Raw genomic sequence first — 14,642 nt, forward strand, 5'->3', positions numbered from 1 at the left:
TTCCGGTGCCATGGAGCTTGGAACCGGGTGCGGGTTAATCCATTTCCCTACAAGACAATAAGAGCAGACTGCTGTACTCCGGCGCAGGAGTGGCAGGTCATCGGAGATAATGAATGGCCCTCTATTACGGCGACCAGACCGCCAATACCGACAACGAATGGTTTGGCGGTGGCAATGACGATTCCGCATACGGCTTTACCGGCAATGACAGCTTGGCCGGTGCCGGTGGTGACGATTCCCTCTATGGGGGCAGAGGGAGCGACGAGATCTGGGCAGATGCCGGACCGAGCTTCGATCAGGGCGACGACTACGTCTCCGGTGGCAAGGGAGACGACATGCTCTGGGGCAAGGGTGGCGACGATGTCATCGCCCCCGGTCTCGGCAATGACGGTGTCAATGGCGGCGGCAGAAACCAGAATGTCGCTGCGCTGGATGGCACCGACACAGCCACCTACTTCAACGTTGATACGACGGGTATCGAGGTCACGCTGGCGGAATCGGGCACGACCACGCTTCAGAAGGGCATCTATACCGACGAGCTGACCGGGATCGAGAATATCTCCGGCACGGCATTGGCTGATACCATTATCGGCAACAGCGAAGCCAACCGTCTCAAAGGTCACGGTGGCAACGATACGCTGAAGGGCAAGACTGGCCGCGATGAACTTCATGGCGATGAAGGAAAAGACAATCTCGCCGGCGGGAAAGGCCGGGATGACGTCTATGGCGGAACCGGCAATGACAAGGTCTATGGCGGAAAGGGCGATGACCGCATCTGGGGCAACAGGGGCGAGGACCGACTTTATGCTGGTAGCGGCAATGACGAATTGACCGGCGGAAAGGATGCAGACACGTTCATCTTCGGCGAAAACCACGGAGCCAACACGATTACCGATTTCGAAGACGGCGAGGACCTGATCGAGATCACCAGGGGCGCGAACAAGTTCAGCAAGCTCTCGGTCACCGATACGGGGTCGGATGTGGAGATCACCTGGAAAGACACGGTTGTCGTGCTCGAAGACATCGACGGAAGCGAGATCGACAGAAGCGACTTCATCTTCGGCTGAGTTGGTCCTTCGCATACAAAGGAAAGCCCAAGCCGAACAGCTCGGGCTTCACTGTGTTCAGAAAATCAGGAAACCGTTCGGTCTCAGTTCCGCATCTCGAAATAGACCGTGGCGGTAATGTCCTCGAGGGCGGGCGGGCTTCCCTGCGGTTCAAGCCGCAGGGTAAAAGTCTGATCCCTCTCGACGGTCAGCCCCTCAATGCCCTGGTGGAAGTCGAGGCCCCGTGCCTCGGGTCGCCAGCCAGGAAGCACCTTCGAAGGCAACCCGTCTCCGGGGGCCTGGCTCGTGAGATCAAGCCTCAGCACACAGTCTGTCGCGGCATCGCCCACATAAAGCCGCGCCTGCCAGAAATTTGCCTCATCATGAGATGTCGCAATTCCGGTCGCGCCCAGCGTCATGCGTCGGAGCACCGCAACAGCCCCCCTGCCCCCATGTAGCGGAATGTTAAGCCGCTGAGAGGCGATGAGCGTGCGTGGGCCGGATGCGCCTTCGATCGTAGCGGAAACCGGCTGCATGGGCGAATAGAGCAATGTGCCGCCGGGCCGGTTGGCCTCGGTCATGCCGATCAGGCTCATACGCGGTGCCGCGCCCGCCTGAGGGTCTCCATTGGCAATCATGTAGTCAGTCTGGCCGATGATCCGCCAGGGCGCACCGGAACCGCCAAGCCCGATCATCGGATGTAGATGTACACCCGTGGCACGGCGCGAGATCAGCTTCGCAGACTCGGTTCGGTTGTCCTCGATCCATTTGGACGTATCGGCATCCTGAAATTTCAGGTCACTCAGGTCGATCTCGGCATTGGCGTTGCCTGGTGCCGCCAGCCGAACGTATTTGTATCCGCCTTCGGTTTCGACATTCCGCAGCAGGTCGCCCGAGACATTGACCCGCGAGGAGGGCATGGCGCAGTCGATCGCCAGCAGCGCCCCCGGTTTCTGGCCGAAATTGCGGATGTTGTTATTGGAAACGATGTGCAGGTTGAACCGGGTCGGTTCGGACGCGCTTTCGATCGGAAGGGTCTGCTCCTCGGCACTGCCCGCATCCGAGATCACCATGAAAGCTTCGCTGTCAAAGCCAAGTGTCGGGTAGACCGACATCGCACCATTGTTGATCCGGTGCAAATGCAACGAACGGGTGGCTTCCGGGCCGCCATGCACCTTCATCGAACTTTCCGGTCGGATCACCAGGCCGTTCTCGATTTTCCAGCCCAGATAGTCCTGCTCGGTAAAGCCGACGATCACCGCGTCGTTGAAGACGGCATCCTGATCCTGCCCAAAATTTCCGAGCGTGCCGGTGATCAAGACTGAATGCACACCCTCCTCAGAGGAGCCGCACTTGTAGGTGCGCAAGTCGATCTTGCTGTTATGAGCGCGTTCGAGCTGCCAGGCGGTACCGTCGACGAAACGTGCGTAACAATCGCGCACAACGAGTTGGTTCGTCGAGCAGACCCGAATGCCGTTGAACCGGGCGCGCTCGGGATGCTCTGGGGGCACCACATCAATGCCGGAAAAGCCGTAATGGCTGGCAACGTCATCTTCGCCGAAGACCATCATCCAGGTTCGGTCACTCCCGCCATGGTAGGAGGGGGTGAACTGGGTGGCGCGGAACCCGGCCCCGATCAGCCAGACCGTGGCTTCCGTTGCTGGGTATGTGGTCGGATTGAATCGGTAGGTGCCGCTGCCAAAGAGGATCCGCCCCCCCGTCACTCGCAGCGCCTCGATGGCGCGCTTGAGGGCGGCCGCGTTCTCGATCCCGCCGCGATGCGCACCACCACCAAAGGCATTGAAGGCCACGATTGGCTGGTCCGCCACCCGGAACTGTGCGCCCCCAGAATTGCTCAGAAGACCACCGGACGTATCCGCCTGGGCAACCTCGAAGGCGTAGTTCTCCGCGCGCGTGCGAACGATGTCCGCCTCCGAGAACCAGGTTGAGGGGCGCGTGTCTTCGAGCATCTCCGCCATGTCGGATAGCGGCTCGGTCGCGCCAAGCACGGCCTGGCCCTCGATGCCGGCGAGATCCACCACCGTGCTCCCGTTGGCCGCATAGGTATTTGCCGCAACGATGCTGTAGGTACCCTTCGGGCAGGTGCAGAAATCACCGATCCGCAGAGCTTCCTCAGCGCGCATTTCCAATACCGATCCGGCACTGAGAATCTTCCGCCCAGGTATGGCACCGGGCACTTCCCGCGCGGCGGCGCCAGAGGCAAGTAGCGCCCCACTGCCAAATCCTGCCAGTGCCGCTCCGGATTCGAAGAAACCCCTGCGATTCATGTGACTTCACCCTTCCTGTTCCGCCGGTCTGCCTGGCCCAAAGTTACGCGCCTAAATGGCAGTTCAAGCAGGTACTGAATAGCCCTTCCCGGGTGCAGGAACAGCAACAGGATCGTGATCGGGTTCCGGCTCGGGCGAAGGCTGTCGCGCCATGCGCAGGTGCCGCTCCATAAGTCCCACGATTACCGCGGAAGCGACGATTGCGCTGCCCGTAGGAATACCTCCACCGCCACCAACGGCTGTTCGGATCACCATGAGCAGAAGGACGGCAAGAATGACATCGGTGCTTTTCCGGATCACCGCGGCGTATTGCACGGTCGACAGCATCAGAACGAGATAGATGAGACACACGATCATGAAGGCCGCATATCCCGCCGCCGCCCAGGAGAAGAGCGCCCAGTTGTGGACCGTGAACCCCCCAAATTCGGAATAGCCGATCCCGCCCCAGAGATTCTCCGAAATGACACCGAAGGCGTAATTGTACTGCCCCAGCCGGGCGCCCCGAGAATCCGTATCCGCGTCAAGGTTGCCGCCAAGGAATTCCGTCACAGGGCCAAAGGCCAGGATCATCAACGCCACGACCAGTAGCGGAAAAATTGCCCGGACAAACTGGGGCGCCCGCGTCGTGGCTCGCAGCCCCAGGCAAATCAGGAAGAAGACGATGACCAGGTTCGCGGAGGCCGAGAAGAGCACGAAGGCAACCGCGAGACAAAAAAGCGCAACGGCTTTCAGAACCGGAGAAGTCCCATTCTCGCCATCATTCATGAATACCATGATGGCATAGAGCGCGACTGTGTTTGCAAGCGCATTGATTTGCGAGGCAACATAGCCGAAATCCGACAGCTGGAAGGTGAACGCATTGAAGACCGTTCGCATGCCTTGATAAATGAACCGGGTTCGGTTGCCCGAGATCAGATAGTCGGTAAACACCGCGATCAGGTTAACATTCGTTAATAACGATGAGGCAAGCAGCGCCAGAGCGATCGAGCCAATCCCCCAGAGCGCCGCCCGGCTGAGGCGAATATCGCTATGAGCGATGGCAAGCGCCAGCGTCCACCCGAAGGCGGCCTGCATCACCTGCAGCCAGAGATAGGCAAACCCCTGCGGCGTATGATGCACGATGATTGCGCTGGCATAGACCAGCGACCAGAGAAACATGAGCCCGAAGGTCAGGTTGATGCGCCACATCCTTCGCGAGTTGAGAACCGCAAGAGGCAGGATCGCAAGAAACAGCACGCTGACGACATTCGGAACTTCCAGGACCATTCCGCCGGTGGAGATGATCGGCACCCAGCTCAAAGGCATCGCGACAAAGCCTACGATGCAGATGATGGTCGCCAGTCTTGATATCTGGTGTGCCGGGATCACTGTCAGACGTCCTGTTCCAGCAATCCGTTATAGACGGAAATTAGCCGGTTGTAATGCTGCTCCGGATCAACGGCTTCGCGCACAGGCGCAGGATCGAAATTCGGGAGTGTCTTGACCCGGTCAAGCGCATCGGCCAGCGCCGCCGCACCGGGCTCGGTGTAATGGATGCCGTTGATCCCGTCCTCCACATGCTCCACGGCCGCACTCCAGGTTCCGCAAACCACGGGAACACCACGCGCAAGCGCCTCGAGCGGTACCAGCGGCTGACCTTCATACCAGAGGCTTGGGAATACCAAGGCACGGGCCCGACCAATCCAGTCCTGCACCTCGGCGGGTGACTTCCAGCCTACAAGTTCGGCATCGGGGTTCACAGCGCGGATCGCTTCCGTCTCCGCACCATCACCGATGAAAACCGCACGTACGCCGACCTTTCGGGCGGCCTCGGCGAAAATTGCCGCGCCCTTCTCAGGATTGAAGCGGCCAATGAAGAGGAAGATGTCGTTCTCGGATGCTCGGACCGGCTCCAGATCCTGCAGCGGTACCGGGTTCGGCACATGATGCATTCGGGTTCTCGGCCCCATATATCCGGCCATCGCGCGCTTCTGGGTCTCTGAAATATAGATGACATCGCGCAGCCCGCGCGGCATCCGCCCCGGCCCCCAGGTCGCCGCCTGCCGCGCCACGCGCCAGACTTTGTGCGCCGGATGGCGCACGTCGCAGTTCGTGGTCAGACAGCTCGCGCTCAGTGCCTTACGGGTGCAGATCTCGTTCTTCTGATAATCGTAGAAGCCACCATTGGGACAGGCGAGAAAGTATTCGTGCATCGTATAGACGCTCTTGAGCGGCCCCGAGACGAGTTCCGGCCCGATCGAAGGCGAAAGCGCCTTGGCGTAGCCGTGGCAGTGCAGCACAGTCGTCTCCGGATCCATGCTGGCCGCGCGCTGCCGGAGACGCTTACGCGCTTCCGGGTTCCAGATGCCTCGCGCCATTGCCTTGAGACGGCTTTTCTCGTTGAGAATATCGGCCTGCCCAAGGTTCTCTACGGTGATCTTCGGATGATCGAGCGCAGGATCCTCTGGCCCGCAAGCCGCGAAGAACGTGACATCAATGCCCCGATCCGCCAAGAGGCGCGAGGAATCAATCGCGACCTTGGCCTGGCCACCGTTGATCTCGGCGAAGTCATAGACGATGAGAACGCTCTCTACAGGCATTCGGCACCCGATTTCTGGCTGATGACCATGGGTGGCCGGCAGTGAATAGGCCCTTCGGCCATGTCCATTTCTGCGGGCCACGGTTTCACGCGGGGAACCCGGACTAACTCGTGTAGTAGTCCTTGTAGCGGCCCTTCTGGTAACTGTAGCCGTCCTGGTAATATTCCGACGCCTTGGATTCATTGACCATGGTCATCGCGATCCCGGCAATCGGCGCCCGTACGGATTGCAGTTCCTTAAGACCTTCGAGCACCGCCTCGCGCGGCGTGTGATCCCAACGCACGATATAGACTACTGCATCCACCAGAGGCGACATGACGCGCGCATCAGTCACGATCACCGCAGGCGGTGTATCGAGAACCACGAGGTCATATTCCTCGGAGAGCGTCTTCAGCAATTCGCCAAAACGCTGGGAGGACAGAATGTCGGCCGCATTCACATGCACCCGGCGCTCATTGGGCCGCGCCATCAGCACATGAAGTCCGGTTTCGGGATCCTCATAGATCGCATCCTGGTAGCTCGCGCCACCTTCCAGCACCGTAAGCAGGCCTGGCTTGTTCTGCTCCTCGCGCTTCAGAAGCTTGGCCACCGAAGGCAAACGCAGGTCGCAATCGACAATGATCGCGGACTTACCCATCTGTCGACTGGTGATGGCGGCGAGCATCGATGTGGTCGACTTGCCTTCCGCCGGAATGGAGGAGGTGAACATCACCACCTTCGGCGGATTGTCGACATTGGAGAACAGGATGCTGGTGCGCAGGTTGCGGATCGCTTCCGAAAGCGATGAAGCCGGCTTCTCCATGAAGTTCCGCACCACTTCCTCGCGCTTGGTGCGCGAGCCGATTGCGGGGATTGTGGCAAGCACGGGATACCCCGTCAGCTCCTCGATCTGCGGAGGCACCCGGAACGTGTTGTTGAGGTGATCGAACAGGAAGATAATGCCAACCCCTGCCGCGGCACCGAAGGTCACAGCCAGCGCCATGATCATGTTGGCATGGCTCGAGATCGGGGAAAGCGGAGACTCGGCCGGCGACAGGACTCGGGCGTCCGCGTTCTGCAGGCTTTCCTGCTCCGCGGTTTCCTTCAGTCGGCTGAGCATGTTCTCGTAGATCAGTCGGCTGGCCTCGGCCTCACGCTCAAGCTGGCGCAGACGGATTTCCTGTCGCGACTGATCGAGCGCCTTGGATTCAAGTTCCCGAACCGAGGACTCCAACTCTTCTTGCTGTGTGCGGGCGGCAGCCAGTTCGACCTCGACCGTGGTCAGGATCCGCTGGGCTTCCTCGCGCATCCGCTCGCGAATGTCCTCGATCTGGGCCTCAAGGCGCGGACGCTGCGGATGCGTCACGGAAAGCGCGTTGCGCCGGGCGATCAGGTCGCTTTCCTCTTCGCGGTATTCCCGGATCAGCGGAGATTCCGCGCTGAGATCGCGATTCTCGGCCAGGGCATCGGTCAGGCGCAGGTAGCGCCCTTCGATTTCAGCCGTGCGGCTGCGTGTCTCGGACAACGATGCATTGAGGCTGGCAAGCTGCTGCTGTGTGATCTCGAGGCTCTGGCCCGCGGCAAGCGAAAGCTCGGCACGGAGGGTTTCGACAGCCTCTTCGGAGTCCTGCACCCGCTGGCGCAATTCATCTACGCGTTCGGACAGCCAGATCGTCGCGGAACGCGTCGTCTCGAGCTTGGCCTGCAACTGATCGACGATATATTTGTTGGCGATCGCATTGACCACATCGGCCGCAGTCTGCGGATCTGATGAGACGAAGGAAATCTCGATCACCCGCGAGCCGTCCACTGGCGCGAGAGCGAGATTCTCCCGCACGGTCTCCACCGCGGCAAGACGCCCGCGCCTTGCCTGCTCCTCGGCACTCAAGGGTTCCTCTTCCGGCGCCGTGAGAAAGCCTGCCTGCATCAGTGAGGACCGCAGCCATTCGGGGAAATTCACCGATGCGTCGATCCGATCCACCAGCCCGGGCTCGGGCTCGATCAGATAGGGATTGAATTCCGGATTCTCGTCGAGGGCCAGTTCGTCGACCACCCGATTGATCAGGTTCGACGAGCGCAGCACCTGCACCTCGTTCTCCAACGTGTCCTGATCGAACTCGGGAGAAACAAGAATCTCGTTCAGATCGGCGATGTTTGCGCGCTCAATCCCGAACATCACCGTGGCAGATGTCGAATAGCGCGGCTCAAACCGCGAAATCAGCATTGCTGCCAAAACAACGGCGATAAGAATGCTGATGGCGATGACCCACCGGCCCCGCCAGATCTTCAGAAAGATCTCACGCAAATTGAAAATCTCGCCGCTGTCGTCTTCCCGTTTGGAGCGATGAAGATGAACGACTTCGCCGGGATAATCGACGACTTGAGGATGACGCTTTATCTGGGACACACGCTAACCACGAACTGAACACGAAGATCTCTACATAAAGCATTATATTAGCGCACCCAATACCGAATTCATTGTATCGTTACGATGGGGCATTTCTGCAAAGCACATAAAAATTTCTCCGCGTATCAATAACTTTCCGGAAGCACGTATCCGACGGCTACTAACACAAACGGCAACAATCCGCCAACCTCCAGAGGTAGTGTTTCATCTCAAAGCGCAAACTCGGTTAGCAAACCGAATGCTACCCCATGATCCCAAATGCCCCTGCAGTCGGGATTGGGTGCTCAAAGTTTGGACTTTCCCGACCGAAGCTCGGAATCTGTCGTAGTCCTCCCATGATCTTCGGATCAGAACCGGCCCGCATGTCGGGTTCAACCGGCAGCGTTCCACGGCGCAAGGCCCCAGTTTCTTCGTTCTCAAGGTGATTCGTTTTTTCAATTTCCAGTAAAGTCTTATCCACTGGACTCTACCGACCGGTTTTCGACTATCCACAAGGTAGAGCCATTATCCACTGGACTCTACCGACCCCAAATTTGGACCTTCCCGACGAAAACCGGCTTATCCCCTGGATTCTACCGACGCTGTACAAAAAGAAAGACAAAAAGATTCTCAAATAGTTCGGTCGGTAGAGTCCAAGTAGACAGATTGGAAAAGCTTAGGCAGTCTCAGCCCACATTCGAAAACCAGAACCGAGGTGACCCATGGGTGATGTCCACGAGCTCATCCTGAAGCACGGGAAGACCCAGACCAAGGATTTGCTCGGAACAGATCGCGTCCTCGCCGATATCGCGTCTGCGGTAATGTCTGACGAGACCGGTCGCATGGGCTTCACCTACTCCGGTTTCTGCCTGACGGCACTCCCCCACCGTAATCCGAAGATCGAAACCTGGCGCCGGGACGGGCACCGGATCACGCTTCTCATTGAAAGCGGTAAGTCACGACAGGGCGATCCCATTGGAATCCCTTACGGATCCACCGCACGGATGATCCTGCTCTACCTCCAGACCCGTGCGCTACAGACCGACAGCCGCTTCGTTGAAATCGGCCGGTCAATGAATGCATGGCTCGACCGCATGGGGCTTTCGATCGGTGGGAACACCTACCGCCAGGTTCGTGAACAGGGCCGTCGGATCTCCGCATGCCACCTGACCTTCTTCCATGAACGCGATGATGGCGGCGAGGTTCGCCACAACGGTGCCTTCGTCGAAAACGCGCTGCATTTCTCCCGCTCGGAGCCGAACCAGAACGAGCTTTGGCAAGACACTGTCGAACTCAACGACAAGTTCTTCCGCGCCATGAAGGAACACCCGGTTCCCGTGCTGGAAGCTGCAATTCGCCAGATCAGCGGCAAGAGCATGGCGCTCGATGTCTATATTTGGCTTGCCTACAGACTGCACCGGCTCAACGGTCCGACCAATGTTTCGTGGCCGGCGCTATACGGGCAATTCGGTAGCGGATTCAAGGCATTGAAACATTTCAAGCCCGAGTTCACCAAGAGCCTCAAACTGGCTCTGGCGGCTTATCCGGAGGCCCAGGTCGAGTTGAGCCAGGCCGGTATCGTGCTGCATCAATCCCACGCGCCGGTGGGTGATCGCAAGGTTCACGCCCTGCGCTGAGATCCCCTTTCAGGGCTTTCCCGAAAACCCCATGCTTGTATTTCCGAGCGTGGGGTTTTCGTTTTTCGAGCAGCCCTGTCCAGTCCTTCGACAAAGTTTGGACTTTACCGACCACTCTACCTCCAATCCGCGCAACGGCCTTTTTACCTTACATCCTGCACGCGAAAACCGGCCCGAAGCGGGTGCTCCGGACCGGGATGTGAGATGAGCCATCGAGAAGCGTTCAGACGAACATGAAGTCGCTTTCGTTCAGTTCCCAGGTCTCGACATTCTCGATCGTGAGGCTGTTCTTGCCGTATTCGATGGTCACGTCATCGCCATGCTGCTCGATCTTGGCTTCGAACTCCCAGTAGGCGTCGTATTTTTCCATCACGATCTTATCGACGCCCTTCTCGAAGTCGGTGATCACGTCCTCGCCCTTCTTGAAGACGAAGGTGTCCGCGCCCTCGCCACCGGTCATGACGTCATAGCCCTTGCCGCCATCGATCCAGTCGTCACCGTCACCGCCTTCGATCCAGTCGTTGCCCTTGCCACCCGAGAGCTTGAGCTCGATGAGCTTGTCCAGTCCCTTGCCGGCTTCGATCGTGTCATCGCCGCCAGCGCCATCGACCTCGAGCTTCTCCGTGGTGCCAATGTCGAGCGTGAAGTTGCCCAGATTGACCCGCTCGAAAGCGACTCGATCGCCGTTGGCTTCGATGACGAAGTGATCCCCTGCTTCGAGCGCACCCTCGACCTCGGCGGTGTCATACCCTTCACCACCTTCCATCAGGTCGGACCCGTCGCCGTTGTCCCACTCCATGGTGTCATCGCCCGCGCCGCCGAACATGCTGTCGTCGCCGACTTCACCTTCGAGCTCATCGTCACCCTCGTCACCGTAGAGCTTGTCGTTGCCGTCGCCTCCGATGATCTCGTCATTGCCTTCCCCGCCCGAGAGCTTGAGCTTGATGATATCGGCCAGGCCCTCGCCCGCCTCGATGGTGTCGTCACCGCCCTGGCCGTTGACCTGCAGCTCCTCGACCTGCTTCAGGGTGATCCCGAAAGGCCCGAGGTTCTCGCGGGCGAACTCGACCTTCTCGCCATAGGCTTCGATGGTGAACGCGTCTCCTGCGGCATCGGCGCCGTTGACGATCTGGGTGTCGTATCCCTTGCCGCCCTTGAACACGTCGGTTCCGTCGCCGTTGTTCCAGACGTTGGTGTCGTCCCCGTAACCACCGTAGATCTTGTCGTTGCCGCGGAAACCGACCGTGAGGTCATCGCCTTCGTCGCCGTAGATCTTGTCTTCGCCGTCACCGCCGCGGATGAAGTCATGCCCTTCGCCACCCGATAGCTTCAGCTTGATGAGATCGGCCAGGCCCTCGCCGGCTTCGATGGTGTCGTCGCCGCCAAGACCGTTCACCTTGAGCTCCTCGACGTCCTTCATGGTGACGCCGAACTGGCCGAAATTGACCCGGTCGAGCTGAACCTTTTCGCCGTAGGCCTGGATAAGGAACTCGTCGCCGAGATCGGCCGAGCCGTTGACGATCTGGGTGTCCCAGCCCTTGCCGCCGTAGAACTTGTCCGTGCCGTCGCCATTGTTCCAGATGTTGGTGTCGTTGCCATACTCGCCATAGATCTTGTCATTGCCGCGATCGCCGAGCATCACGTCGTCCCCGCCGCCGCCCTTGATCGTGTCTTCACCGTCGCCGCCACGGACGGTGTCGTCACCACCCTTGGCCTTGATCTTGTCGTCGCCGCCGAGGCCTTCGATCACTTCGGCCCATTCGGTGCCCACGATGTAGTCGTCGCCTTCGGTTGCGGCCTTCGGGAGGATCTTTTCGAGCTTCGCCATTTTCAATCTCCAAAACTTTCTGTTTCCGCGATGCTCACCGGATGGCTAATCGGCCACTCCGGCCCCTCATCTCGTGCATCGCTGATCATGGGTCGTGGCGGGGCGGCGATCGGTTCAGAAAAAAATCGCGGGAAGTCGCAAAAAAGAGCCGGCCGCCGGGAAGTGCCGACGGCCGGGCAGATCTAAACCAATGATTTCAGGTGGTTGTCTTCAGGCCGGGATCCGCGTTTCCATCGGCGTGATGCGCCGGATACCGCCAAACCCCTCGAGCCGGGGTGCACGGGTGAGCTCGATCCCTGGCGCATTCCGGGCAATCGCGCCGATCATTTCCTCGATTTCGGCCCGCGCGAGCATCTCGCCGATGCAGCGATGCACCCCGCCCCCGAAGACGAGATGGTCGCGCGGGTGGCCCTCGCGGCGGATGTCGAACCGGTTCGGGTCCGGGTAGGCCTCCGGGTCGCGCAGGGCCGAGAGGGTGGAGAGCACGATCATCTGTCCCGCCGGGATCTCCACACCGTCCACCATCAGCGGCATCGCCGCCAGCCGGACCGTGGAGCCGATGGGGGGCTCGAACCGCAGCCCTTCGTTCACCGCCCCCGCGATGAGCGAAGGATCGGCCCGCAGGGCGGCCCATTGGTCGGGATGTTCCAAAAGCAACGCCGTGGTCATGGCGATGGCGCCGCGGGTGGTGTCGCTGCCGCCTATGATCAGCCCCATCACCTGGTGGGCGAGCCGGTCGAGGCTCATGGCCTGCGTCTTGCGCCAGGCCGCCACGACACGGCTCAGCATGTCCTCCTGCGGGGCAGCGATCCGCCGCGAGAGGTGAAGCCTAACATAATCATGCAGTTCACCGGCCGCGGCCTCGATCTCTGCATGCCGTTCGGCCGGATAGACCGGGACGAGAAGGTTCGCCACGATATAGACCAGCCGTGCGAAATGCGGGGCTTCCTCCCGCGGAAGGCCGAGAATGGCGGCAATCATTTCGGCCGGCGCACGCGAGGCAGCATGCGCAAGGAAGTCGAAGCTTTCGCCGCGGGGCATTTCGGCGGTGATCGTCTCGGCCGTGGCGCGTATCCCGCTGCGGAGCCCCCGGATCGCGCCATGGGAGAAACTCGCGGCAAAGAGGCTGCGCCCGGTGCGGTGGTCCTGACCGTTCGAGAACAGGAAGAAATCGGCGAGGAAGCGCGTGGCCCGGCCTTCGGGCACCCCGTTGTAGCGGGCGTAATCGGTGCCCTCGATCTGCACGGTCCGCGTGTCGCGCAGGATCGCGGCCACATCGCGGGCGCGCAGGACCATGAAGCGGTGCTCGCTTGTCCGGATGACCGGGGTTTCGCGGCGAAACCGGGCGAAGACCGCATGCGGGTCTTCGTTCAGAAGGATGGCGGGATCGACGAGCGTCGCCTCCCTCGGGGCGGTGGTCTGGGCGGCCATGTGCGGGCTCCTGCAAGATATCCGGCCCGTTCCTGCTTAGGTCCATCATGCCGGAATCGGGCGGGCCTGTGAAACGAATTGATGCAGGGGTCTGTCGCGTGGGGTGGCGCGGCGGTTCAAAGGTGGCAGGAAGGGTTTGGGCCGCGGTAAAATCGCGCTATAGGGAGCCTTCATGTGTCCGGATGGGTGTGCAGGTGCGGAGCCGAGTGAAGTGATGGAGGATGCCGACCTCATCCGGCAGGTGGGCGCAGGCGACAAGCTTGCGATGAAGGCGCTCTACGAGCGGCATTCGGACGCGCTCTTTCACTTCCTGCGCTTCCGGCTGGGCGATGCCCATGAGGCGGCGGATGTGATGCAGGAGGCGTTTCTCGAGGTCTGGCGCAATGCCGGCCGTTTCGAGGGCCGCTCCTCGGCCAAGACCTGGATCTTCGGAATCGCGCGCAACAAGGCCATCGACCGGATGCGCCGCCGGGGGAAGATGGTGCTGGGCGAACCGGACCAGACCATTCCCGATGACGCGCCCTCTCCCGAGAAGGTCATGGAGAACGCGTCCGATGTCGCCCGGGTCCGGGCCTGCATGGAGAAGCTGAGCGACGCGCACCGGACGGCCGTGCGCATGGCCTTCTACGAGGACATGTCCTATCCGGAGATCGCGGAGGCCGAGGCCGTGCCGGTGGGCACGATCAAGACCCGCGTCCACCACGCCAAGCAGCTCCTGAAACACTGCCTCGGGCGGACGTAGAGGCACCGCCATTGCTCTGGCGTGCTGCGCGCCGTAATATGCTACTGAGTAGCATCAGAAAGGCGGCATCATGAGCATCAAGGCTTCGATATCGCTGACCGAAAGTCAGGAGGCCTATGCGCGCAGTCTCGTGGCGCAGGGCCGGTATTCCAGTCTCAGCGCGGTTCTCCAGCAGGGGCTTGAGTTGCTGCGCGAGCAATCCGAAGCTTCCGATGCCTTGCGGGAGATTCTCGACGAGCGCCGCGCCGGCGTCTTTGTCTCGCTCGAGGAAGGGCGCCGCAATACACGGGACATGATTGCGCGGAAACGGGCCGAGCGTGGCCTATGAGGTCATTCGCTCGGCGGATGTGGATCGCGACCTCGAACTGATATTCGAATTCCTTGTCGAGACAGCGGAAAGTTTCGGTGACAGCACGGATACGGCCTTTCTCCGCGCTGGTGAGCGGCTCGCTCAGATCGAGGATACCATGGAGACCCTGGGGGACATTCCCCATCAGGGAACGCGGCGGCCGCATCTCGGTGGCGGTGTGCGCAATGTCACCAAGGGGCGCGCTATTTATTATTTCGATGTCGACGATGATCGGCAGATCTTGCGCGTTCTCGCCGTATTTTTCGGCGGACAGGATCATGACGCCCGTATTCTGTTTCGATTGCTCACCTGACAGTCAGCCACGCTTTCCCGTGGTTTCGTTCCGAAACCTTGCAGTCGGAGTCCCGTGAGGGCCT

11 protein-coding genes are annotated in these 14,642 nt (G+C 60.3%); 5 read left to right on the forward strand and 6 right to left on the reverse strand.

Annotated features, from left to right (window positions below; genetic code table 11):
* Positions 1-113 precede the first annotated feature (113 nt).
* Positions 114-1,067: a calcium-binding protein gene (locus tag ACP15W_RS17935; protein WP_424934310.1), complete on the forward strand. Its 954-nt coding sequence runs from the start codon at positions 114-116 to the stop codon at positions 1,065-1,067.
* Between the two features lie 83 nt (positions 1,068-1,150).
* Here ACP15W_RS17935 and ACP15W_RS17940 read toward each other — a convergent pair whose 3' ends face one another.
* The 4 genes from ACP15W_RS17940 to ACP15W_RS17955 form a co-directional block, all read right to left on the reverse strand.
* Entirely contained in the window at positions 1,151-3,334 is a 2,184-nt protein-coding gene (locus tag ACP15W_RS17940) for a hypothetical protein (protein ID WP_424934311.1), read from the reverse strand.
* Positions 3,335-3,397: 63 nt separating this feature from the next.
* On the reverse strand, positions 3,398-4,702 hold the full coding sequence (locus ACP15W_RS17945; RefSeq protein ID WP_424934312.1) for a hypothetical protein: 1,305 nt from the start codon (positions 4,700-4,702) through the stop codon (positions 3,398-3,400).
* A gap of 2 nt (positions 4,703-4,704) precedes the next feature.
* Entirely contained in the window at positions 4,705-5,913 is a 1,209-nt protein-coding gene (locus ACP15W_RS17950; RefSeq protein WP_424934313.1) for a glycosyltransferase family 4 protein, read from the reverse strand.
* A gap of 103 nt (positions 5,914-6,016) precedes the next feature.
* Positions 6,017-8,197: a GumC family protein gene (locus tag ACP15W_RS17955; RefSeq protein ID WP_424934314.1), complete on the reverse strand. Its 2,181-nt coding sequence runs from the start codon at positions 8,195-8,197 to the stop codon at positions 6,017-6,019.
* 803 nt (positions 8,198-9,000) lie between these two features.
* On the opposite strand from ACP15W_RS17955, the gene ACP15W_RS17960 reads away from it, so the two are divergent.
* On the forward strand, positions 9,001-9,915 hold the full coding sequence (locus ACP15W_RS17960; protein WP_424934315.1) for a replication protein RepA: 915 nt from the start codon (positions 9,001-9,003) through the stop codon (positions 9,913-9,915).
* Between the two features lie 223 nt (positions 9,916-10,138).
* On the opposite strand, the gene ACP15W_RS17965 is transcribed toward ACP15W_RS17960, so the two are convergent.
* Complete coding sequence (locus ACP15W_RS17965; protein WP_424934316.1) at positions 10,139-11,743, reverse strand: calcium-binding protein; 1,605 nt, start codon at positions 11,741-11,743, stop codon at positions 10,139-10,141.
* A gap of 210 nt (positions 11,744-11,953) precedes the next feature.
* A complete protein-coding gene (locus ACP15W_RS17970; protein WP_424934317.1) occupies positions 11,954-13,174 on the reverse strand; it encodes a cytochrome P450 in 1,221 nt (406 codons plus the stop codon).
* A 214-nt stretch (positions 13,175-13,388) separates the two neighbouring features.
* Between ACP15W_RS17970 and ACP15W_RS17975 the strand changes: the two genes are divergently transcribed.
* The 3 genes from ACP15W_RS17975 (at position 13,389) to ACP15W_RS17985 (ending at position 14,578) form a co-directional block, all read left to right on the forward strand.
* The gene (locus ACP15W_RS17975; protein WP_424934484.1) at positions 13,389-13,916 is read left to right on the forward strand and encodes an RNA polymerase sigma factor; all 528 of its coding nucleotides are present in this window, start codon (positions 13,389-13,391) and stop codon (positions 13,914-13,916) included.
* 70 nt (positions 13,917-13,986) lie between these two features.
* Positions 13,987-14,244, forward strand: a complete 258-nt coding sequence (locus ACP15W_RS17980) for a ribbon-helix-helix domain-containing protein (protein WP_424934318.1) — start codon at positions 13,987-13,989, stop codon at positions 14,242-14,244.
* Entirely contained in the window at positions 14,234-14,578 is a 345-nt protein-coding gene (locus ACP15W_RS17985) for a type II toxin-antitoxin system RelE/ParE family toxin (RefSeq protein ID WP_424934319.1), read from the forward strand. The genes ACP15W_RS17980 and ACP15W_RS17985 overlap by 11 nt, the downstream gene beginning before the upstream one ends.
* Positions 14,579-14,642: the final 64 nt, after the last annotated feature.

It is taken from the genome of Amaricoccus macauensis, assembly GCF_049800915.1.
Taxonomy (GTDB): Bacteria; Pseudomonadota; Alphaproteobacteria; order Rhodobacterales; family Rhodobacteraceae; genus Amaricoccus; species Amaricoccus macauensis_A.